Below are 20,084 nucleotides of genomic sequence, written 5' to 3'. Positions count from 1 at the left end.
CTTCGGTGGGGCGGCTGCGCTTATGCTGTGCGAGATCACAACGCCGATTTTCCCACCATGACCGACCATCGCCCCCTTTTCGACCCGAGCCTCGGCAGCAGGATCGCGGCCGAACGCCTGCCCGAGCTGCTGCGCGCCATGCCCAAGGCCGAGCTGCACATGCACATCGAAGGCTCGCTCGAACCCGAGCTGATCTTCGCGCTCGCGCAGCGCAACGGCGTGGCCATTCCGTATGCGAGCGTCGAAGACCTGCGCAAGGCCTATGCCTTCACCAACCTGCAGAGCTTTCTGGACATCTACTATGCGGGCGCCAGCGTGCTGCTGAAGGAGCAGGACTTCTACGACATGGCCTGGGCCTACCTGGAGCGCGCGGCGGCCGACAACGTGGTGCACACGGAGATGTTCTTCGATCCGCAGACGCACACCGCGCGCGGCGTGCCGATGGAAGTCGTGGTCCACGGGCTGCACCGCGCGTGTGCCGACGCGGGGCCGAAGCTCGGCGTGAGCGCGGCGCTCATCCTGTGCTTCCTGCGCCACCTGAGCGAGGAAGAGGCCTTCGAGACACTGGAGCAGGCGCTGCCGCATCGCGACAAATTCATCGGCGTGGGGCTCGACTCGAGCGAGGTCGGCCATCCGCCCGAGAAGTTCGCGCGCGTGTTCGCGCGCTGCCGCGAGCTGGGCTTCCACCTCGTCGCGCATGCGGGCGAAGAGGGCCCGCCCGCCTACGTGTGGAGCGCGCTCGACGTGCTCAAGGTCGAGCGCGTCGACCACGGCGTGCAGAGCGCGAAAGACCCGGCACTCATGAAGCGGCTCGCGCAGGACCGCATCCCGCTCACAGTGTGTCCGCTGTCTAACCTCAAGCTCTGCGTGTTTCCCGACCTGGCGCAGCACAACCTCGGCGCGCTGCTCGATGCAGGGCTGGTCGCCACCGTCAACTCGGACGACCCGGCCTACTTCGGCGGCTACATGAACCAGAACTTCACGCAGACCTTCGCGGCCACCGGCCTCGACGTGCAGCAGGCCTGGCAGCTCGCGGCCAACAGCTTCGAGGGCAGCTTCATCGATGCGGCGGCCAAGCGCGCCTATGTCGATCGGCTCAACGCCGTCTTCGCGAGCTTCTGATCAGCGGCGGCGGAGCGCGGCACCAGCAGCGGCATCGCGACCAGGGCGCAGGCGCTGGCCGCCAGCCACACCAGCGGCCAACCCTGCAGCGCGAGCAGGTGCGGAATCGAGAAGGGCGTGACGAAGCACACCAGGAACACGCTGGTGTTCGCCATGCCGAGCGCGGTGCCCGCGCGCGCCGCACCGGCCAGCGTGGCGAGTTCGGTGTAGGCCACGCCGTGCCAGGCCGAGACGCAGACCCCGCTCGCGGCCAGCAGCAGCACCAGTGCGATGCGCAGCGCCGCTGAATCGGGGGCGTGCGTGCCCGCGGCCAGCACCAGCCCTGCGAGACCCGCGAACAGCAGCACGCTGAGTGCGCTGCATGCGCGCAGGTAGGCCGGCCGGTTGCGCCGCCGGTCGGTCCAGCGGCCGCTCCAGACGCGCATCGCCATCGCGCCGATCTGCACGAACACCATGGTGGCCGTGATGGTCGCGAGGCCGGCGCGGCCGAAGTCATGGAGGAACACCGTGCCGAAGGACAGCACCGCGAACTGCGGCGCGCAAAGAATCCCGATGCCGGCCACGATGCGCCAGACGCGCGCATCGCGCAGCGGCCCGCCGCCTTTCGGTGCATCCGCCGGCCCGGCGTTTGTGTGCGGTGCCACCGGCGGCTCATGCACCCAGGCCCAGCTCATGGCTGCGCTCAGCGCGCACAGCAGCGCCAGCAGGCCGTAGAGCGCAGCGAAGCCGAAGTGCAGTGCCACGAACGGAAGCACCAGCGCGCCAATGCCGCCGCCCAGAGGCACGGCCGTCTGCCGGATGCTCATGGCGAGCCCGCGCTCCCCGGCCTCGAACCAGGTCATGACCGCGCGGCCGCTCGCGCCATTGACGCTGCCGCCCAGCAGGCCGACCAGCAGCAGTCCGCCGCCCAGCCAGCCCAGACCTGGAATGTGCTGCGCGCCGGGCGCTGCCCAGAGGGCCATCGCGACGAGCGCGATCGCGGTGCTGCCCAGGCCCGTGAGCAGCACCGGCCGGTCGCCCCAGCGGTCGGTCAGGAGGCCCCATGGCAGCTCGCTCACCGCGATGCCCAGGCCCATGAGGCCGAGCACCAGGCCGAGGGTCGCGTTGTCGAGCTGGTAGCCGGTGCGCATCAGCACGGCGGTCATCGGGATGCCGCTGAAGGCCACGGAGAAGGCCGCATTGGCAGCCACGCCCGCGGCCAGCACTTTCCAGCGGTGGGACGGCAGGTGCGAAAGGGAGGGGAAGGGTTGCGTCATGTCGAGGCGCAGTTTCCGCGGTTGCAAAGGTTTTGAAAATCAGAAAATAATGAGGTGATCGTTCCAAAAAACAGGACGGTTGAAGGAGAAGGTATCCATGTCCCAGGTGATGTTCGATCTCGATGTGCTGCGCAGCTTTTCCACCGGCATCGCGCTCGGCAGCTATGCGCGCGCGGCCGACAAGCTGGGCCGCTCCACGTCGGCCGTGAGCGCGCAGCTCAAGAAGCTGGAGACGCAGGCCGGCACCGTGCTGTTCCGCAAGGCCGGCCGGGGCCTGGAGCTCACCGACGCGGGCGAAACGCTGCTGGCCTATGCGCACCGCATGCTCGAGCTCAACGAAGAAGCCGGCGCTGCGATGCGCGGTGCCGACCTGCAGGGCTGGGTGCGGCTCGGCCTGCAGGAAGATTTCGGCGAGACGCTGCTGCCCGCGGTGCTGGGCCGCTTTTCGCGCGCGCATCCCAAGGTGCGCATCGAGGCTTGCGTGGCGCGCAGCGCCGAATTGCGTGAACGGCTCGAACTGCGGCAGCTCGACCTGGCGCTCGCGTGGGACACCGGCGAGCAGATGACGCCACATGGCGAGCGCGTGGCGCGCCTGCCGCTGCAATGGATCGGCCCCCGGTCGCCCGACGCGCTCGACGCGGCCTGGTGGAAGGAGCGGGAGCAGCGCGCCGGTGCGCGCAAGAGCAGGGAGCCGCTGCCGCTGGTGCTGCTCGATGCGCCGTGCCCGCTGCGCGAGATCGTCACCGCCGCGCTCGACCGTGCCGGCACCCCATGGCGCCACGCATTCACCAGCGCCAGCCTCGCGGCATTGTGGGCCGCCACCTCGGCCGGTCTCGGGCTCTCGGTGCGCACGCCGTTCGGCCTGCCTGCGCACGTGCGCGCCATCGACCGCACCGCGGTCGGCCTGCCGGCGCTGCCGCAGATGTCGCTCATGCTCTATCGCGCGCAGGCGTCGGCGGAAGCGCCCGTGGGGCGGCTGGCCACGCTGCTGCTCGAAGCCGTGCGCCAGCATGTGCAGGCGGCGGCGCACTAGAATCCGCACCCCGCAGCCGGGCGTCCCGGCCGGCTGCGGGTTCGTGCTTTTCCGGGGCCATGTAGAGGACCACCATGTACAAAAACCTCGCGGGCCGCGCCGTCCTGGCGTGGTTGGCCGCTTGCTTTTTCGCCTGTTTTTTATCTCCCGTTTTTTCGCAGACTCAGGCGCCGAAAGAGCCGCTGAAGATCGGCTTCGTCTACGTCACGCCCGTGACCGATGCCGGCTGGGTGCGCCAGCATGAAGAAGGCCGCAAGGCCGTCGAAGCGGCGCTGGGCGCCAAGGTGAAGACCACCTTCGTCGAGAACGTGCCCGAGGGCGCCGACGCCGAGCGCGTGATCCGCGACCTGGCGCATCAGGGCAACCGGCTGATCTTCACGCCCAGCTTCGGCTACATGGAGCCGACGCTCAAGGTGGCGAAAGACTTTCCCGACGTGAAGTTCGAGTCGGTCACCGGCTACAAGGCCGCGCCCAATGTGGCGACCGCCAATGCGCGCTACTACGAGGGCCGCTACCTCGCGGGCATTGCGGCAGGCCGCATGACGAAGACGAACATCGCGGGCTACGTGGCGGGCTTTCCGATTCCCGAGGTGCTGCAGGGCATCAATGCGTTCACGCTCGGCATGCGCTCGGTCAATCCGAACGCCAAGGTCGTCGTGGTGTGGCTCAACGAATGGTTCGATCCGCCGAAGGAGCGCGACGCCGCCATGGCGCTGTTCAACCAGAACGCCGACGTGCTCGCCTTCCACACCGGCTCCACCGCGGTGATGGCCGCGGCGCAGGAGCGCGGCAAGATGGCCGTCGCCTACCACTCCGACATGCGCAAGATCGCGCCCGACGCGCAGATCGTCGCCGTTACGCACCAATGGGGCGGCTACTACACGCAGCGCGCGCAGGCGGTGCTCGATGGCAGCTGGAAGAGCGGCAACATCTGGGGCGGTGTGAAGGAAGGAATGATCCGCGTCGGCGACTTCGGCAGCAAGGTGCCGCAGGCCGTGCAGCAGGAAGTGCTCGCGCGCCAGCAGGACATCGCGGCCGGCAGGCTGCAGCCGTTCCGCGCCGTGGCGGGCGACGTGCGCGACAACGAAGGCCGCGTCGCCATTGCCAGGGGCGCGCAGCTGACCGACGAGCAGGTCCTGAAGATGAACTGGCTGGCCGAGGGCGTGCAGGGGCGCGCCGGGCGCTAGCGTCTGCGAGCCCCGAGCGGCTTTGGCATATAGCACTCATACGCGCATGGAAATTGCGGCGCGCCGGGGCTGGTTTACCCTCCACGGCAACGATGAAAAAAGCCTACCGCGCCTCCCTCCTGCGATTCGACGATGCCGGCCTGCCGGTTTTCGATGAAGACGGCCTCCTGGTCGTGGCGCCCGACGGCGCCGGCCGCCAGCGCGTGCTCGATGCCGGCAGCCATGCCGCCGTGGCGCCGCGCCACGCCGATGCGGAGCTGACGCATCTGCCTGGCCGCATCCTCGCGCCGGGCTTCGTGGACATGCACATCCACTTCCCGCAGACCGACATCATCGGCGCGCCGTCGTCCGGGCTCTTGCCCTGGCTCGAGAACTACACCTTTCCCGCGGAAGCGAAGTTTGCCGATCCCGCGCATTCGAACGAGGTGGCAGGCGTGTTCTTCGACGAGCTGCTGCGCAACGGCGTGACCACCTCGCTCACCTTCGCCACCTCGCACGTGGCGTCGGTCGATGCGTTCTTCGAAGGCGCGCAGCGCCGCGGCCTGCGCATGATCAGCGGCAAGGTGCTGCAGGACCGGCACTCGCCCGACGGCGTGCGCGACCAGACCGAGCAGAGCCTGATCGACTCCGAGGCGCTGATTCGCAAATGGCACAACGTCGATCGCCTGGGCTATGCCATCACGCCGCGCTTTGCGCCTGCGAGCACCGATGCCCAGATGCGCGGCGCGGGTGAGCTGGCCGCCAAGTACGCCGACACCTGGATCCAGTCGCACGTGGCCGAGAACCGCGACGAGGTGGCGTGGGTGCGCGAGCTCTATCCCGAGGCGCGTTCGTACCTCGACGTGTATGCGGGCTTCGGCCTCATGCGCGAACGCGCGGTGTACGCGCACTGCATCTACCTGGACGACACCGACCGCGCGCTGCTGCGCGACACGAAGACCGCCGCGGCCGTGAGCCCGACCAGCAACCTGTTCCTGGGCAGCGGCTTCTTCGACTTCGACGCGGCCGACCGCGTCGGATATCCCTACGGGCTGGCCAGCGACGTGGGCGGCGGCACCAGCTTCAGCCCCTTCCACACGATGATGGCTGCCTACTACGTGGGCCGTGAGGGCCAGACCAAGACGGGCGTGAGCATCGCGCCTTCGCAGCTCTGGTGGCGCCACACCGGCGGCGCGGCGCGCGCGCTGGGCCTGGATGGCGTGGTCGGCAACCTGCAGCCCGGCTGCGAGGCCGACTTCCTGGTGCTCGACCCGGCCTCCACGCCGCTTTTGGGGCGCAAGGCCGCGCGCGCCGAGAGCCTCGAGGAGCTGCTGTTCGCGATGATCGTGCTCGGCGACGACCGCCTGGTCGAGCGCACGGTGATCTCGCAGGCGGGCTAGCCGCGGCCCGCCGCGGCGGGGGCGCGGTCATGCGCATGCCACAATTCGTGCCATTCCTCCCCCCGCAGATCAGCGACCGCATATGAGCATCAAGAGCGACAAATGGATCCGGCGCATGGCCGAGCAGACCGGCATGATCGAGCCCTTCGAGCCCGGCCAGGTGCGCGAGGCCGCCGGCCACAAGATCATCAGCTACGGCACTTCGAGCTACGGCTACGACATCCGCTGCGCACCTGAATTCAAGGTTTTCACCAACATCCACAGCACCGTGGTCGATCCGAAGAACTTCGACGAGAAGAGCTTCGTCGACATGCACGGCGACTTCTGCATCATTCCGCCCAACAGCTTCGCGCTGGCGCGCACGGTCGAATACTTCCGCATCCCGCGCAACGTGCTCACCATCTGCCTTGGCAAGAGCACCTATGCGCGCTGCGGCATCATCGTCAACGTGACCCCGTTCGAGCCCGAATGGGAAGGCTACGTGACGCTCGAATTCAGCAACACCACGCCGCTGCCGGCGAAGATCTACGCGGGCGAAGGCTGCGCGCAGGTGCTGTTCTTCGAGAGCGACGAGGTCTGCGAAACCAGCTACAAGGACCGCGGCGGCAAGTACCAGGGCCAGCGCGGCGTCACGCTGCCCAAGACCTGAGCACCCCCGGGAGCCTGCGCGGCGCCCGCTTTCCGACGGCGTCCCCGCAGGCATCCGAATGCCTGTTTTGCTTACAAGGGCCCGGCACGGACAAAGTACCATCCAGCGACGCTCCGGCAACTTCAGCAACGCCGGCAAGGAGACCGCGATGAGATGGGAAGGCAACGAACAATCGGAGAACGTCGAGGACCGGCGCAGCAGCGGGGGCGGCGGCAGCTTCTTCGGCGGGCGCAGCATCGGCATCGGCACCATCGCGGTGGCGCTGGTCGCGGGGTGGATCTTCGGCATCAATCCGCTGACCGTGCTCAGCATGCTGAGCGGCGGTGGCGGCGTCGAGCAGGCGCAGGTGCAGCAAGGCCCCGCGCCCAAGCCGCCTTCCGGGGATCGCGAGGCGGCGTTCGTATCGACCGTGCTGCGAAACACCGAAGTGGTCTGGACTGCCATCTTCAAGCAGAACGGCGGCACCTACCAGCCGCCGCGGCTGGTGCTGTTCCGCGGCGCCACGGCCACGGCGTGCGGCACGGGCCAGGCGGCCATGGGGCCGTTCTACTGCCCCGGCGACAAGAAGGTCTACATCGACCTGGGCTTCTACGACACGATGAAGAACCAGCTCGGCGCGCCCGGCGAATTCGCCCAGGCCTACGTCATTGCGCACGAGGTCGGCCACCACGTGCAGGACGAGCTCGGCGTCACCGCCAAGGTCGACGGCATGCGCGGTCGCCTGAGCCAGTCGCAGAACAATGCGCTGAGCGTTCGCGTCGAGCTGCAGGCCGACTGCTTCGCGGGGATCTGGGCCCATCATTCGCAGGAGTCGAAGAAGTGGCTCGATCCGGGCGACATCGAGGCCGCGATGAATGCTGCGCAGAAGATCGGCGACGACGCTTTGCAGCGTTCCGCGGGCCGTGCCGTGGTGCCCGACAGCTTCACCCACGGGTCCAGCGCGCAGCGCCAACGCTGGTTCGGCGCGGGGTACCAGAGCGGCGACATCAAGTCCTGCGACACCTTCAACGCACGCAGCCTTTGACAATTGATCGGCTTGAAGGCCCGTCATACCTGGATTCGGTGCTATTGAATAAATAGCAACGCCGCCATCGCGGGCGTTGTCACACCATCGTCACTGCCATTTTTTGCGGCAATGCGACAATAGAAGGCTTAATGACAAGCTCCTTCTCCAATCTATCGCTGGCGGAACCGCTGGCGCGCGCCGTAGCCGAAATGGGCTACGAGACCATGACTCCCATCCAGGAGCAGGCCATTCCGGTCGTGCTTTCGGGCCAGGACGTGATGGGGGCCGCGCAGACCGGCACCGGCAAGACCGCGGCTTTCTCGCTGCCTTTGCTGCAACGCATGCTCAAGCACGAGAACACGTCCACGTCGCCCGCGCGGCACCCGGTGCGTGCACTGGTGCTGCTGCCCACGCGCGAACTGGCCGACCAGGTGGCCCAGCAGGTCAAGCTGTATGCCAAGTACACCAACCTGCGCAGCACGGTGGTGTTCGGCGGCATCGACATGAAGCCGCAGACCCTCGAGCTCAAGAAGGGCGTCGAAGTGCTGGTGGCCACGCCGGGCCGGCTGCTCGACCACATCGAGGCCAAGAACGCGGTGCTCAACCAGGTGGAGTACGTGGTACTCGACGAGGCCGACCGCATGCTCGACATCGGCTTCCTGCCCGACCTGCAGCGCATCCTCAGCTACCTGCCCAAGCAGCGCACCACGCTGTTGTTCTCGGCCACGTTCTCGCCCGAGATCAAGCGGCTTGCGGGCAGCTACCTGCAGAACCCCGTCACCATCGAGGTGGCGCGGCCGAATGAGACGGCCTCCACCGTCGAGCAGCACTTCTACAGCGTGTCCGACGACGACAAACGCCGCGCGCTCAAGCAGATCGTCACGCAGCGCGGCATCACGCAGGCGTTCGTGTTCGTCAACAGCAAGCTCGGCTGCGCGCGCCTCGCACGCTCGCTGGAGCGCGATGGCCTTCGCACCACCGCGCTGCATGGCGACAAGAGCCAGGACGAGCGCCTGAAGGCGCTGGCCTCCTTCAAGGCTGGCGAAGTCGACCTGCTGGTGTGCACCGACGTCGCGGCCCGCGGGCTCGACATCAAGGACGTGCCGGCGGTGTTCAACTTCGACATTCCGTTCAACGCCGAAGACTACGTGCACCGCATCGGCCGCACGGGCCGTGCCGGCGCCTCTGGCCTGGCCGTGAGCTTTGCAAGCGGCGGCAACGATGCGCGCCTGGTGGCCGACATCGAGAAGCTGATCAAGAAGAAGATCGAGCTCGAACCGGTCGAGTTCGAGGAAGACAAGCCGCGCGGCCGCATCAACGACGGCCGCCGGCACTGGCGCGAAGAGGGCGAGGCCGGCGACGCGCGCGACGTGCTCGACCAGCCGCGCGAACGCAGCAGCATCGGCGCCGATGCGCGCCGCGGCGGCGGACGCCCGCACCGCGCGCCGCAGGCATCGCGCGATCCGTTCTTCGACAAGCCCTACGAACCGGGCCAGGCCGACGCCACGCCAGCCTGGGAAGCCGCCGCCAAGGCGGCCCCCGCGCGCGGCATCTCGAGCAACATCAAGAGCAAGCGCAAGGTCGCGGCCCTGTTCAAGAGCGCCGAGACCCTCTGAACCCGCTTCGGGCTATCTCCATCCGCGGTGCCAACCGTAGCGCGGATGGTGCCAGCCGTAGCCGTAGCGCGGGTTGTAGTTCCATACGAAGCCCACGCCCGGCGACGCATAGGTCGGTGCCACATAGGCCACCCCGGGTGGCGCGGCATAGACCGGTTGCGCAGGTGCGACCACGCAGCCGCTGAGAGCGGCCGCCAGCGCGGCGGCGGGGAGTGCGAGTACAGGCAGTCTCATGGGATGCTCCTGGAAAGAGTGGATCGGTATTCCCAGGAAACGCCCCGCGCGAGCGGCGGATGACCGCCTTTACCCCGCCGAAATATTGTGACCGGCCCGTTGCAGGCCGGCCCACTCAGATCACATGGAAATGGTGCGTGCCGTCGCGGCCCAGTTGCGCGACCAGGCCGTACTCCCAGTCCAGGTACGCTTGCATGGCTTCCGCCGGCGCGTCCGTGCCTTCGTAGGGCCGCCGGTAGCGGTCGGTGCGCGGCGTCGCGAGCCGCGTCTCGCCGGCCTCGGCTTCGAAGCCCGCTGCAAACCATGCCGCGTTGCCTCCCGCCAGCACCAGCACTTCCACATCGTGCTGGCCGCGCGCATCGAGAAGCTGGCGCAGGTCTGCCGCGGCATAGCGCGCGAGCAGGCTGCTGCCGCAGGTCAGCACGTAGCGCGGCGCCGGCGGAATGGCCGTGCCCACCGCCGCTGCCAGCTGGGCGCGAATGGCATACCAGGCGCCCGGAATGTGCCGCTTGACGTAGTTGGCGCTGGTGGTCACGTCGATCACCGTGGCGGCCTGCTGCTTCAGCAAGCCCGCGAGGTCGTTGGGCGAGATCTCGCGGATGGCGAGCGGAGGCAGCGGATAGGCCGGCGGCGGCGCGGCCTTCTCGCCGAAGACCGAGGCGGCCGGCACCGTGTCGGGCACATACACCTCCCACCCCATCTGCGCGAGCCACGACGCAGTCATTGACGCGCGCACGCCGTCGTCGTCGGCCAGCACGATGCGTGCGCCGCGCACCGGCACCTGGTGATCGGTTTCCTGCACCAGCTGCCCGCCCGGCGCGCTCGCGAAGCCGGGCAGGTGGCCTGCGTCGTATTCCTCGGGCGTGCGCACGTCGAAGCGGTACAGCGTGCGGTCCGGTGCTTCGAGCGCGTGCAGCGCATCGAGCGCGATGCGGCGCACGCCAGCCTTGTCCGCCACGCGCCGCGCATCGGCCTGTGCCTGCGCGCGATGCGCATCGGACACCGCAGCGGGGGCCTTGCGGTCCGCGCCATGGTCGAGCGCCTGCCCCGCGAGCTTCCAGCCGATGGTGCCGTTGCGCAGCGCCGCCACCGGGTTGGGTATGCCCGCGTTCACCAGCGATTGCGTGCCGATGATGCTGCGCGTGCGGCCCGCGCAATTGACGATCACCTGCGTGGCGGGATCGGGTGCGAGCTCACGCACGCGCAGCACCAGTTCGGCCCCGGGCACGCTGGTGGCCGACGGGATGCTCATGGTGCGGTACTCGTCGAAGCGGCGCGCATCGAGCACCACCACGTCGGCCTTGCCATCGACCAGCGCCTTCACCTCGGGCGCGGAGAGCGACGGCGTGTGCCGCTCGTGCTCGACCAGTTCGCCGAAGGACTTGCTCGGCACGTTCACGTCGCGGAACAGCTCGCCGCCGGCCGCGCGCCAGCCATCGAGGCCGCCTTCGAGCAGGTGCAGGTTGGTGTAGCCCAGCGAGGCCAGCGTGCGCGCGGCCAGCGGCGCGAGGTCGGTGCCGCCGTGCGCACCGTACAGCACGATGAAGGTGTCCAGCCGCGGAATGCGCCGCCAGGCTTCGATCTCGATGCGCGAGAGCGGCAGGTTCGCGGCCCACAGCGGATGTTCCTGCGCAAAGGGATCTTCCTCGCGCACGTCGAGCAGCGCGGTTTCGCTCCGCGCGTCGAGGCGTGCGCGAACGGCGGCAAAGGTCACGAGGGGAAAGGCGGATGCAGTGGTCGTCATGCGGCGGTCGTCGGTCTGAGTTCGGCGGAGCGGTCCCACAGATTGGGAAGAAGCGTGTTGGAGTAACCCGAGACAAAGGGCTTGCGTCCGCCCTCGGCCGGGTAAGTATGACGCCGCACGGCGCCGATGTTGGCGCCGTACACGTGGATGCTGATCGACACGCGGTCGGCGTGCGCGTTGTGCACGCGGTGCAGGTCGCCGACGCGGGGCGACACGGCCTCGACGCGCCCCGCATCCAGCCGCACGACCGGGCCCTCGGGGCGGGCATGGCCATCGGGCCCCAGCGCGTAGCCCTGGCTGTATTCGGCGCCGCGCAGCATGCCGATCAGGCCCCACACCGTGTGGTCGTGCACCGGCGTGGCCTGGCCCGGCCCCCACACAAAGCTCACGACCGAGAAGCGTTCGGTGCTGTCGGCGTGCAGCAGGAACTGCCGGTAGTGCACCGGGTCGGGTTGGGCGAAGGCATCGGGCAGCCAGTCGTCGCGTGCGACCAGCGCCCGCAGCAGGGCCCCGCCTTCATGAAGGATGCGGGGCTCGTCGGGCGCAGCGTCGAGCAGGCGGCCGAACGCGCCCACGAATTCGCGCAGCGGCGCAATGCCGGGTGCCGCGCTCACGCCGGCCGTTTCCAGACCTGCGCGTCGGTGATGGCGCGCACGTCCACGCGCACCGGCAGGATGCCGTCGCGCGCCGATCGGTCGGCCACCGTCTGCAGGGCGACGATGTCGGCCTCGGACACCGGACGGCCCGTGACCGAGGCGCGCGCCGTGATGATCCGGGCCGATTCGATCGGCAGGCGCGTGAGCTGGCTGTAGGCCTGCGCATAGGCCTCCGGATTGGCCAGCGCCCATTCGCCGGCGCGCGCGAGCCGGTCCAGGAACTGCACGATGGCCGCGCGCTTGGTCGGGTCGGCCAGCGACGGCTCGCTGGCGGTGATGAAGCCCAGCGCCGTGTTGATGCCGCGCCCGTCGCGCAGGATGCGCCCGCCCTGCTGCAGCGCGATCGTGTAGTAGGGATCGAAGACGGCCCAGGCATCGATCTGCTTCGAGGCGAAGGCTGCGGCCGCATCGGTCGGCAGCACGAATTTCACCGTGACCTCGTCGCGCCGCACGCCGGCTTCTTCGAGCGCGCCGTAGAGCTGGTACTGCGAGATGCTGCCGCGCGCGGACGACACGATCACGGTCTTGCCGCGCAGGTCGGCCACCTTCTGCAACGGGGAATCGGGTTGCACCACGATGCCGAGCGCATCGGCCTTGCCCACGCGCGTGGCGACGATCTTGAGCGGCGTGCGGCCGACAGCCGCGGCCAGCACCGGGAGGTCGCCGGCCACGGCCGTGTCGACTGCCGCGCTGCGCTGCGCCTCGAAGAGCGGCGCCGCACCCTGGAAGTTGGCCCACTTGTAGGCAAAGGGCGCAGCCTCGAGTGCCTTCGATGCCTCGAACAGCGCGCGCAAGCCGCCCGCCTGGTCGCCGAGCACCAGCGCGGCCTGCGGCTGCGCCCATGCGCGCAGCGCGCCAGTGGCGGCGAGGGAGAAGGCGGCGCCCTGCTTGAGCCAGTTGCGGCGCGAGGCCTTCGAAAAGATCAGGTCGGTCATGCGGCGGCTCCAGGGTTCAGCAAGGCACGCACGCCTGCGGCAATGAGGATTGCGTCGTTCTGCGGCGTGTGGATGCGGCTGCACAGCACGTCGCGGTAGTGCCGCTCCAGCGGGTTCTGCCGCGTGAGGCCATGGTTGCCGCTCAGCTGGAGCGCGAGCTCGACGGCGCGTATCGCGTTGTTCGTCACGGTGTACTTGACGAGGCCGCTCTCGGCGGCGGGCTGTGCGCGGCCTTCGTCCACGGCGCGGGTGGCATCGTCGAGCAAGACGCGGTTGGTGCGCAGCAGCGCGGTGATTTCGCCCACATGCTCCTGCACGCGCGGCAGGCTCGCGAGCGGCGCGCCCAGGCTGCCGGGCGCACGCTGGTTCAGGAAGTTCACGAGCCAGTCGCGCGCGGCCTGTGCCACCGCGTCATAGAGGCTCGCGAGCAGCACCGTCATCCAGGCCTGCTGCGTGGCATGGGCGTCGATGTCGGTCTGGCTGCCGGCGTCGGGCGCCCAGTCGGCCGGCGCACGCAGGTCCACGGCATGGCCGAGGTCGACCGCCACGTTCTCGAACACCACCTCGTGGCTGCCCGACGCGCGCAGGCCCAGGTGGTCCCAGCTCGCGATCACGCGCACGCCGGGCGCGTCGCGCGGCACCAGGAACACGCCGGTGCGCGGTGCGGTCTCGTCGGTGCGCGCCCACACGGCGAGCCAAGAGAGGCCTTCGATGCCGGTGGTGTAGAGCTTGTGCCCGTCGATCTTCCAGCCGCTGCCTTCGCGGCGAGCGACCGTGGCCGGCAAACCGCCACGCGCGGGCGAGCCCAGCGCGGGCTCCACGCGCAGCGCGTTGATGAGCGCACCGCGGTCCACCGCCTCGCGCAGCACGCGTTCGCGCAGGTGCGGCGGCCAGCGGCTGTGGCTGCGTGCGATGGCGTGGTGCTGCAGGTAGGTCATCGTGAGGATCAGCGCGGTGGCCGGCTCGCCGCGTGCCACCGCCGCGATCACGCGCCGCGCCGTGGCCAGCGTGGCGCCCTGGCCGCCGTACGCCGCGGGTGCCACCAGGCCGACGAGGCCGTGCGATTGCAGCGCCTCGAAGTTCGGCCGCGGAAAGGCGGCGCTGCGGTCGTGGTCGGCCGCGGTGGCGGCGAACTGCGCCGACAGCCGCGCGAGCAGGGCTACGTCGACGGCATCGACGGCGGCAGGGGCGGGATGTTCTTTCGTGGCCGGCGGGCGGCGCAAGGGGAGTGCACTCATGGTCCGGCACGTTAGCGGCGGCCGGGCGCCACGAAAACGACGCATCCCGCATATGCAAACTCGTTTTTCTGCGTTCGCTTTCGGTGCCCGCCTCGGTACCGTCCGGGCCATGAAAACTGATTTATCGATGGACCGGCGGCGACTGCTCCAGGCCGCCGCGGCCTGGGGCACGGTGGTCGCGACAGCCGGGGCGCAGGCCGCGGCGCCGGCGCGCGACCTCGCGGGCGTGACCTTGCGCGTGGGCACCTACAAGGGGCTCTGGCGGCCGCTGCTGCAGGCATCGGGCCAGGCCAACACGCCCTACAGGATCGACTGGCGCGAGCTCAACAACGGCGTGCTGCACATCGAGGCCATCAACGGCGATGCGCTCGACCTGGGCTCGGGCAGCGAAATTCCGCCGGTCTTCGCGGCGCGCCAGAAATCGAGCGTGAAGCTGGTGGCGGTGACGCATGAAGACCTGAACAACCAGGCCACGCTGGCACGCAAGGATTCGCCGATCCGCAGCATTGCCGACTTCAAGGGCAAGCGCGTGGGCTATGTGCGCGCCACCACCTCGCACTACTACCTGGCCCGGCAACTGGCCGAGGCGGGGCTCTCGTTCAGCGACATCCAGGCCGTGAGCCTCACGCCGTCGGACGGTCTTTCTGCCTTTGCGCGCGGCGACCTCGATGCCTGGGCCATCTATGGCTACAACGGCCAGCTTGCGCGCACGCAGTACGGCGCGCGCACCATCAAGACCGGCGTGGGCTATCTGTCGGGCAACTTTCCCATCTACGCCAACCCGCGCGCGCTGGACGACGCGCTGCGGCGCGCGGCATTGAGCGACCTGCTGCAGCGGCTGCAGCGGTCGTTCGCATGGATCAATGGCAACTTCCTGGCCTATGCGCGCGCGCAATCGGCCGAGACGCGCGTGCCGGTCGGCGACCTGGTCGAACTCTTCAACGGCCGCAGCGGCGACTACAGCCTCGGCCCCGTCACCGACGCCGTGGTGCGCAGCCACCAGCAGGTGGCCGACACCTTCCTGAAGATCGGCGTGCTCGACGGGCCGGCCGACGTGAGGCCGCTGTGGGACCGCAGCTTCGAGAACGTGCTGCGCCTCCCCGCCGCCTGAACACCCCCGCATCCACACTGACAACACGAGGACACCATGAGCCAGAACGACGTTGAATTCATCGGCATGATCCAGGGCCAGAAGGTCTCGGAGATCCACGCGGCCAAGGGCCCGGCCATCGACCGCGAGTATGTACGCGCCTTTGCGCAGGCCCACGAGAACGCGGGCTTCGACCGCGTGCTGGTGCCGCACCATTCCACCAGCCCCGATGCCACGCTGACGGTGGCCTACGCCGCCTCCGTCACCGAGCGCATCCACTTCATGCTCGCGCATCGCCCCGGCTTCGTCGCGCCCACGCTGGCCGCGCGGCAGTTCGCCTCGCTCGACCAGTTCAGCGGCGGGCGGCTCGGCGTGCACTACATCTCGGGCGGCTCCGACGAGGAGCAGCGCCGCGACGGCGACTGGCTCAACCATGACCAGCGCTATGCCCGCACCGACGAATACCTGGAGGTGCTGCACAAGGTGTGGACCGCCGAGAAGCCCTTCGACCACGAAGGCGCGCACTACCGTTTCCAGAACGCGTTCTCCGAAGTGAAGCCGGTGCAGACGCGCCATGGCAAGCCGCATGTGCCGGTGTATTTTGGCGGTGCGTCGGAGGCTGCGATTCCCGTGGCCGGCAAGTACGCCGACGTGTACGCGCTCTGGGGCGAGTCGCTGGACCAGGCACGCGAACTCACCACGCGCGTGCGCGCAGAAGCCGCGAAGCATGGGCGAAGCGTGCGCTTCTCGGTGTCGTTCCGGCCGATCCTCGCGGAGACCGAAGACGCCGCATGGGCGCGCGCCGAACGCATCCTGGCCGAGACAAAACGCCTGCGCGTGGTGCAGGGCTACAACCGCGGCGGCCCGCAGCAGAGCGAGGGCGCAAAGCGCCTGCTGGCCGCGGCCGAGAAAGGCTCGCGCCTGGACAAGCGGCTGTGGACCGCGGTGGCGCAGGAAATCGGCGGCCGCTCCAACAGCACCGCGCTGGTCGGCACGCCCGAGCAGGTGGCCGATGCGCTGCTCGACTACTACGACCTGGGCGTGACCACCTTCCTGATCCGCGGCTTCGATCCGCTGGAGGATGCGGCGGACTACGGGCGCGAGCTGATTCCGCGCACGCGTGAGCTGGTGGCGCAGCGCGCGGCGTCGATCCGCAAAGCGGCTTAGCTTGTCTTTCTCCCTCCCCTTCGGGGGAAGGAGCAATACCGAATACCGAGGAGTTCCTGTTCATGAGTGCCGTTCTTTCCATCGACCGCCAGGCGCCGCAGCCGCTCCGGCTCAACCCGAACCCGCAGCAGAAATACTGGTTCGACCCCATCCCGCCGCGCACCAGCGTGCAGGCCGAGCGCCGCCACCGGCAGGAGCGCCTCGCAGGCGCCTTCCGCCTGTTCGCACGCTTCGGCTTTGCGCAGGGCCTTGCGGGCCACATCACGGCGCGCGACCCGGAGCTTGCCGACCATTTCTGGGTCAACCCGCTGGGCATCCACTTCTCGCGCATCAGGGTTTCCGACCTGCTGCTGGTCAATGCGAAGGGCGAGACGGTGATCGGCGACAGGCCGCTCAACAAGGCCGCGTTCGCGATCCACGCCGCGATCCACGAGCACAACCCGAAGATCGTTGCCGCCGCGCACACGCACTCGACCTACGGCAAGGCCTGGTCCACGCTGGGCCGCAAGCTCGACACGATCACCCAGGACGGCTGCGTGTTCCACGACGACGTGGCGCTGTTCGACGACTTCACGGGCATGGTGGTCGACACCAGCGAAGGCGACCGCATCGCACACGCGCTGGGCGACAGGAAGGGCGCGATCCTCAAGAACCACGGCATCCTGACCGCGGGTCCGACGGTGGAGGCCGCGGCATGGTGGTACATCGCGCTGGACAACGCCTGCCACACGCAGCTGCTGGCCGAAGCCGCGGGCAAGCCGCAGCCCATCGACGAGGCGACGGCGCGCCACACGCACAGCCAGATCGGCGGCCCGGAGGGGGCCATCCATTCCTTCGACAGCCTCTATGAAGGCCTGGTCGAAGCGGAACCCGAACTGCTGCTCTAAAGAAAAACTACCGGAGTTCCCGATGACAGTCTCTCTTTCACGCCGCGGCGTGCTGCGCGCGGGCGGCGCTGCCGCGGTGGTCGCCTCGGGCGGCCTGATCGCCTCGCAGGCGTTCTCGCAGCAGGCCCGCAAGCTCACCTTCGCATGGAACGCCGCGGCGTTCTGCCTGTCGCCCGTGGTCGTTGCGCAGGAGCGCGGCTACTTCGAGCGCAACGGCCTGCAGGTGGACCTGATCAACTACACCGGCTCCACCGACCAGCTGCTGGAGTCGCTGGCCACGGCCAAGGCCGATGCGGCGGTGGGCATGATCCATCGCTGGCTGAAGCCGCTGGAGTCGGGCTTCGACGTGAAGATCGTCGGCAGCTCGCACGGCGGCTGCGTGCGGCTGGTGGGCGCCAAGGCCGCGGGCGCCACCAGTCTCGCGAGCCTCAAGGGCAAGATCATCGGCGTGTCGGACATCGCGAGCCCGGGCAAGAACTTCTTCTCGATCCTGCTCGCCAAGAACGGCATCGATGCCGAGCGGGACGTGACCTGGCGCCAATACCCGGCCGACCTGCTCGACATCGCCGTGCAGAAGGGCGAGATCCACGCCATTGCCGATGGCGATCCGAACGTCTACCTGATCGAGAAGCGCAACAAGGGCGCGTTCGTGGAGATCGCGAGCAACCTCTCGGGCGAATACAAGGACAAGGTCTGCTGCATCGTCGGCGCGCGCGGCGAACTGGTGCGCAAGGACAAGCCGGCGGTGGCGGCGTTGGTGCGCGCGATTGCGCAGGCCTCCGACTACGTGGCGGAGAACCCCAACGAATCGGCCAGGCTCTTCGCCAGGTATTCGCCCAAGGTGCCGATCGAGGACCTGCGGGCGCTGCTCGGCACGCTCACGCACAACCACCATCCGCTGGGCAGGAAGCTGCGCGACGAGGTGGAGTTCTATGCGCGTGATTTCCGCGGTGTCGGCGTACTCAAGAAGACCACCGACCCGGTGCGCTTCGCCGAGCACGTCTCTTTCGATCCCCTCGCATGAGCACCCCCGATCCCGCATTGGGCTTCGATGCCCACCCTTTCCGGGAGAGGGCGAGGCAAGGAGCCACGGCGCCCGAACGCACGACCGCTCCTGCTTCGGCATCGCGCCGTAGCCAGGCAGCGCTGCCCCTATGGCACATCGGCTTCGTCGCCGCCGCCACATGGTTCGCCCTCGGCCTCGTCACCCTCTACTGGCCGAACCATGCCGTGGGCTTCAGCGACTGGGCCTACACCGACGAGTTCGGCATCGCCGCCCTCGTGGGCGGTGCACTGCTGCTGGCCGTCGCGTTGCTCGGCCCGCGCGCCGGCCGCATCGAACGCGCATTGCGGCCGGCCGGTCCCTGGCTCGTCGCACTGCCCGTGCTGTTCGCCGTCTGGGAGATCGCAACGGCCAAGCTCGCGCTGCTTCCCACGCCGTTCTTCGCACCGCCGCAGAGCCTCGTCGAAACCTACATCGACGACTGGCGCCGCCTGGGCGAGAGCCTGCTGCACTCGGCGCGCCTGCTCGGGCACGGCTTCGTGCTGGGTGCGCTCGCGGGCTTCCTCACGGGCGTGACCATCGGCTGGTCGCGCATCGCGGGCTACTGGGTGCACCCGGTGCTGCGATTTCTCGGGCCCGTGCCGGCCTCGGCGCTGCTGCCGCTGGCGTTCTTCTTCTTTCCATCGAGCTATGCGGCCGCGGTGTTCCTGATCGCGCTGGCCACCGGCTTCCCGGTTGCGGTGCTCACCTGGTCGGGTGTCGCGGGCGTCAACCGCAACTACTACGACGTGGCGCGCACCATGGGTGCGAGCGAGCGCTTCCTGGTCTTGCGCGTGGCCATTCCGGCGGCCTTGCCGCAGGTGTTCGTGGGGCTCTTCATGGGGCTGGGCGCAGCGTTCTCGGTGCTGGTCACGGCCGAGATGATGGGCGTGAAGGCCGGCCTCGGCTTCTACCTGTCGTGGGCGCAGGGCTGGGCCTCGTACTCGAACATGTATGCCGCGCTCATCGTCATGGCCGTGTTGTGCTCGGGCCTGATCACGCTGCTCTTCAAGGTGCGCGACCGCGTGCTGTCGTGGCAGAAGGGGACCGTGAAGTGGTAGCCGTTGCCGAAGCAGGCGTGCGCCCGGCCGGCGCCCGCATCGACATCCGCGGCGTGAGCCACTGGTTCGACGTGCCGGCGGGGCCGCTGCAGGTGCTCGACGACATCGACCTCACGGTGAAGCCGGGCGAGTTCGTCGCGCTGCTGGGGCCCAGCGGCTGCGGAAAGTCGACGCTGCTGCGCCTGGTGGCCGGGCTCGAACCCGCCACGGCCGGGCGCATCGCGCAGGACGGTGCGCCGATCACGAAGCCCGATCCGTCGCGCATCGTGGTGTTCCAGGACCCGACGCTCTACCCCTGGCGCAGCGTATGGGACAACGTGGCGCTCGGCCTGCAGGCGCGCGGCGTGCTCAAGGCGCAGCGCGGGCGTGTCGACGAGGCGCTCAGGCTCGTCGGCCTCACCGACTTTGCCAAGGCCTTTCCACACCAGCTCTCGGGCGGCATGGCGCAGCGCGTGGCACTGGCGCGCGCGCTGGTCAACGATCCGCAGCTGCTGGTGCTCGACGAGCCGCTCGGCAAGCTCGACTCGCTCACGCGCATCGCGATGCAGAGCGAGCTCGTCAACCTGTGGCAGCGCGCGGGCTTCTCGGCGCTCCTGGTCACGCACGACGTGGAAGAGGCGCTGTTCCTCGCCAACCGCGTGATCGTGCTGAGCGACCGGCCGGCGCGCATCGCGGCGGAGATCGTGGTCGACCTGCCGTACCCGCGCCATCGCGGCCATGCGCGCCTGGCCGAGCTTCGGCACGAAGCGCTGCGGCACCTGGGGCTCGACGCAACGTGGTGA

19 protein-coding genes are annotated in these 20,084 nt (G+C 69.1%); 13 read left to right on the top strand and 6 right to left on the bottom strand.

Annotated elements, in window-relative coordinates:
- The first annotated feature begins 57 nt into the window (after positions 1–57).
- Positions 58–1,122: an adenosine deaminase gene (locus ABID97_RS22065; RefSeq protein ID WP_354400762.1), complete on the top strand. Its 1,065-nt coding sequence runs from the start codon at positions 58–60 to the stop codon at positions 1,120–1,122.
- Here the strand turns inward: ABID97_RS22065 and ABID97_RS22060 are convergent.
- Complete coding sequence (locus tag ABID97_RS22060) at positions 1,083–2,378, bottom strand: MFS transporter (protein ID WP_354400761.1); 1,296 nt, start codon at positions 2,376–2,378, stop codon at positions 1,083–1,085. The two genes, ABID97_RS22065 and ABID97_RS22060, sit on opposite strands and share 40 nt — an antisense overlap.
- Before the next feature lie 97 nt (positions 2,379–2,475).
- On the opposite strand from ABID97_RS22060, the gene ABID97_RS22055 reads away from it, so the two are divergent.
- The 6 genes from ABID97_RS22055 (at position 2,476) to ABID97_RS22030 (ending at position 9,248) form a co-directional block, all read left to right on the top strand.
- Entirely contained in the window at positions 2,476–3,411 is a 936-nt protein-coding gene (locus tag ABID97_RS22055) for a LysR substrate-binding domain-containing protein (RefSeq protein ID WP_354400759.1), read from the top strand.
- A 74-nt stretch (positions 3,412–3,485) separates the two neighbouring features.
- Positions 3,486–4,598, top strand: coding sequence for a BMP family ABC transporter substrate-binding protein (locus ABID97_RS22050; protein ID WP_354400758.1), 1,113 nt, complete (start codon positions 3,486–3,488; stop codon positions 4,596–4,598).
- A gap of 92 nt (positions 4,599–4,690) precedes the next feature.
- Positions 4,691–5,977 (top strand): guanine deaminase, encoded by a 1,287-nt coding sequence (guaD, locus tag ABID97_RS22045; RefSeq protein WP_354400756.1) that lies wholly within the window; start codon positions 4,691–4,693, stop codon positions 5,975–5,977.
- Between the two features lie 82 nt (positions 5,978–6,059).
- On the top strand, positions 6,060–6,626 hold the full coding sequence (gene dcd, locus ABID97_RS22040; RefSeq protein ID WP_354400755.1) for a dCTP deaminase: 567 nt from the start codon (positions 6,060–6,062) through the stop codon (positions 6,624–6,626).
- Between the two features lie 148 nt (positions 6,627–6,774).
- Positions 6,775–7,650, top strand: coding sequence for a KPN_02809 family neutral zinc metallopeptidase (gene ypfJ / locus ABID97_RS22035; RefSeq protein WP_354400754.1), 876 nt, complete (start codon positions 6,775–6,777; stop codon positions 7,648–7,650).
- Positions 7,651–7,781: 131 nt separating this feature from the next.
- Positions 7,782–9,248 (top strand): DEAD/DEAH box helicase, encoded by a 1,467-nt coding sequence (locus ABID97_RS22030; protein WP_354400752.1) that lies wholly within the window; start codon positions 7,782–7,784, stop codon positions 9,246–9,248.
- A 12-nt stretch (positions 9,249–9,260) separates the two neighbouring features.
- Here the strand turns inward: ABID97_RS22030 and ABID97_RS22025 are convergent, their stop codons facing one another.
- From ABID97_RS22025 to ABID97_RS22005, 5 genes are all read right to left on the bottom strand, one after another.
- Entirely contained in the window at positions 9,261–9,482 is a 222-nt protein-coding gene (locus ABID97_RS22025) for a hypothetical protein (protein ID WP_354400751.1), read from the bottom strand.
- A gap of 115 nt (positions 9,483–9,597) precedes the next feature.
- Positions 9,598–11,226 (bottom strand): rhodanese-related sulfurtransferase, encoded by a 1,629-nt coding sequence (locus ABID97_RS22020; protein ID WP_354400749.1) that lies wholly within the window; start codon positions 11,224–11,226, stop codon positions 9,598–9,600.
- Positions 11,223–11,840, bottom strand: a complete 618-nt coding sequence (locus ABID97_RS22015; RefSeq protein ID WP_354400748.1) for a cysteine dioxygenase family protein — start codon at positions 11,838–11,840, stop codon at positions 11,223–11,225. The genes ABID97_RS22020 and ABID97_RS22015 overlap by 4 nt, the downstream gene beginning before the upstream one ends.
- Positions 11,837–12,817, bottom strand: coding sequence for an ABC transporter substrate-binding protein (locus ABID97_RS22010; RefSeq protein WP_354400747.1), 981 nt, complete (start codon positions 12,815–12,817; stop codon positions 11,837–11,839). The genes ABID97_RS22015 and ABID97_RS22010 overlap by 4 nt, the downstream gene beginning before the upstream one ends.
- Positions 12,814–14,055 carry an acyl-CoA dehydrogenase family protein gene (locus tag ABID97_RS22005; protein WP_354400746.1) on the bottom strand — a complete coding sequence of 414 codons (1,242 nt, stop codon included), beginning with the start codon at positions 14,053–14,055 and terminating at the stop codon, positions 12,814–12,816. Before ABID97_RS22005 ends, ABID97_RS22010 begins: the two co-directional genes overlap by 4 nt.
- Positions 14,056–14,164: 109 nt before the next feature.
- Between ABID97_RS22005 and ABID97_RS22000 the strand changes: the two genes are divergently transcribed.
- The 6 genes from ABID97_RS22000 (at position 14,165) to ABID97_RS21975 (ending at position 20,084) form a co-directional block, all read left to right on the top strand.
- Complete coding sequence (locus ABID97_RS22000; RefSeq protein WP_354400744.1) at positions 14,165–15,166, top strand: ABC transporter substrate-binding protein; 1,002 nt, start codon at positions 14,165–14,167, stop codon at positions 15,164–15,166.
- Positions 15,167–15,202: 36 nt separating this feature from the next.
- Positions 15,203–16,312: an LLM class flavin-dependent oxidoreductase gene (locus tag ABID97_RS21995; RefSeq protein ID WP_354400743.1), complete on the top strand. Its 1,110-nt coding sequence runs from the start codon at positions 15,203–15,205 to the stop codon at positions 16,310–16,312.
- A gap of 62 nt (positions 16,313–16,374) precedes the next feature.
- Positions 16,375–17,199 (top strand): class II aldolase/adducin family protein, encoded by an 825-nt coding sequence (locus tag ABID97_RS21990; RefSeq protein ID WP_354400742.1) that lies wholly within the window; start codon positions 16,375–16,377, stop codon positions 17,197–17,199.
- Positions 17,200–17,221: 22 nt separating this feature from the next.
- Positions 17,222–18,223, top strand: coding sequence for an ABC transporter substrate-binding protein (locus tag ABID97_RS21985; protein ID WP_354400740.1), 1,002 nt, complete (start codon positions 17,222–17,224; stop codon positions 18,221–18,223).
- Complete coding sequence (locus tag ABID97_RS21980; protein WP_354400738.1) at positions 18,220–19,302, top strand: ABC transporter permease; 1,083 nt, start codon at positions 18,220–18,222, stop codon at positions 19,300–19,302. The genes ABID97_RS21985 and ABID97_RS21980 overlap by 4 nt, the downstream gene beginning before the upstream one ends.
- Positions 19,296–20,084 carry an ABC transporter ATP-binding protein gene (locus ABID97_RS21975; protein ID WP_354400737.1) on the top strand — a complete coding sequence of 263 codons (789 nt, stop codon included), beginning with the start codon at positions 19,296–19,298 and terminating at the stop codon, positions 20,082–20,084. The genes ABID97_RS21980 and ABID97_RS21975 overlap by 7 nt, the downstream gene beginning before the upstream one ends.

The sequence above is a fragment of the Variovorax sp. OAS795 genome (assembly GCF_040546685.1).
Classification (GTDB): domain Bacteria; phylum Pseudomonadota; class Gammaproteobacteria; order Burkholderiales; family Burkholderiaceae_C; genus Variovorax.
The sequence above is the reverse complement of the archived record's forward strand: the minus strand, read 5'-3'. Positions and strand labels throughout refer to the sequence as shown.

Bases quoted from the DNA above. Each gene is read 5' to 3' on its own strand.
- ABID97_RS22050 (WP_354400758.1), top strand. From the start codon at position 3,486: ATGTACAAAAACCTCGCGGGCCGCGCCGTCCTGGCGTGGTTGGCCGCT.
- ABID97_RS22055 (WP_354400759.1), top strand. From the start codon at position 2,476: ATGTCCCAGGTGATGTTCGATCTCGATGTGCTGCGCAGCTTTTCCACC.
- ABID97_RS22025 (WP_354400751.1), bottom strand. From the start codon at position 9,482: ATGAGACTGCCTGTACTCGCACTCCCCGCCGCCGCGCTGGCGGCCGCT.
- ABID97_RS22065 (WP_354400762.1), top strand. From the start codon at position 58: ATGACCGACCATCGCCCCCTTTTCGACCCGAGCCTCGGCAGCAGGATC.
- ypfJ (WP_354400754.1), top strand. From the start codon at position 6,775: ATGAGATGGGAAGGCAACGAACAATCGGAGAACGTCGAGGACCGGCGC.
- ABID97_RS21995 (WP_354400743.1), top strand. From the start codon at position 15,203: ATGAGCCAGAACGACGTTGAATTCATCGGCATGATCCAGGGCCAGAAG.
- ABID97_RS22030 (WP_354400752.1), top strand. From the start codon at position 7,782: ATGACAAGCTCCTTCTCCAATCTATCGCTGGCGGAACCGCTGGCGCGC.
- ABID97_RS22010 (WP_354400747.1), bottom strand. From the start codon at position 12,817: ATGACCGACCTGATCTTTTCGAAGGCCTCGCGCCGCAACTGGCTCAAG.
- ABID97_RS21980 (WP_354400738.1), top strand. From the start codon at position 18,220: ATGAGCACCCCCGATCCCGCATTGGGCTTCGATGCCCACCCTTTCCGG.
- ABID97_RS22020 (WP_354400749.1), bottom strand. From the start codon at position 11,226: ATGACGACCACTGCATCCGCCTTTCCCCTCGTGACCTTTGCCGCCGTT.
- ABID97_RS21990 (WP_354400742.1), top strand. From the start codon at position 16,375: ATGAGTGCCGTTCTTTCCATCGACCGCCAGGCGCCGCAGCCGCTCCGG.
- ABID97_RS22005 (WP_354400746.1), bottom strand. From the start codon at position 14,055: ATGAGTGCACTCCCCTTGCGCCGCCCGCCGGCCACGAAAGAACATCCC.
- guaD (WP_354400756.1), top strand. From the start codon at position 4,691: ATGAAAAAAGCCTACCGCGCCTCCCTCCTGCGATTCGACGATGCCGGC.
- dcd (WP_354400755.1), top strand. From the start codon at position 6,060: ATGAGCATCAAGAGCGACAAATGGATCCGGCGCATGGCCGAGCAGACC.
- ABID97_RS22000 (WP_354400744.1), top strand. From the start codon at position 14,165: ATGAAAACTGATTTATCGATGGACCGGCGGCGACTGCTCCAGGCCGCC.
- ABID97_RS22060 (WP_354400761.1), bottom strand. From the start codon at position 2,378: ATGACGCAACCCTTCCCCTCCCTTTCGCACCTGCCGTCCCACCGCTGG.
- ABID97_RS21985 (WP_354400740.1), top strand. From the start codon at position 17,222: ATGACAGTCTCTCTTTCACGCCGCGGCGTGCTGCGCGCGGGCGGCGCT.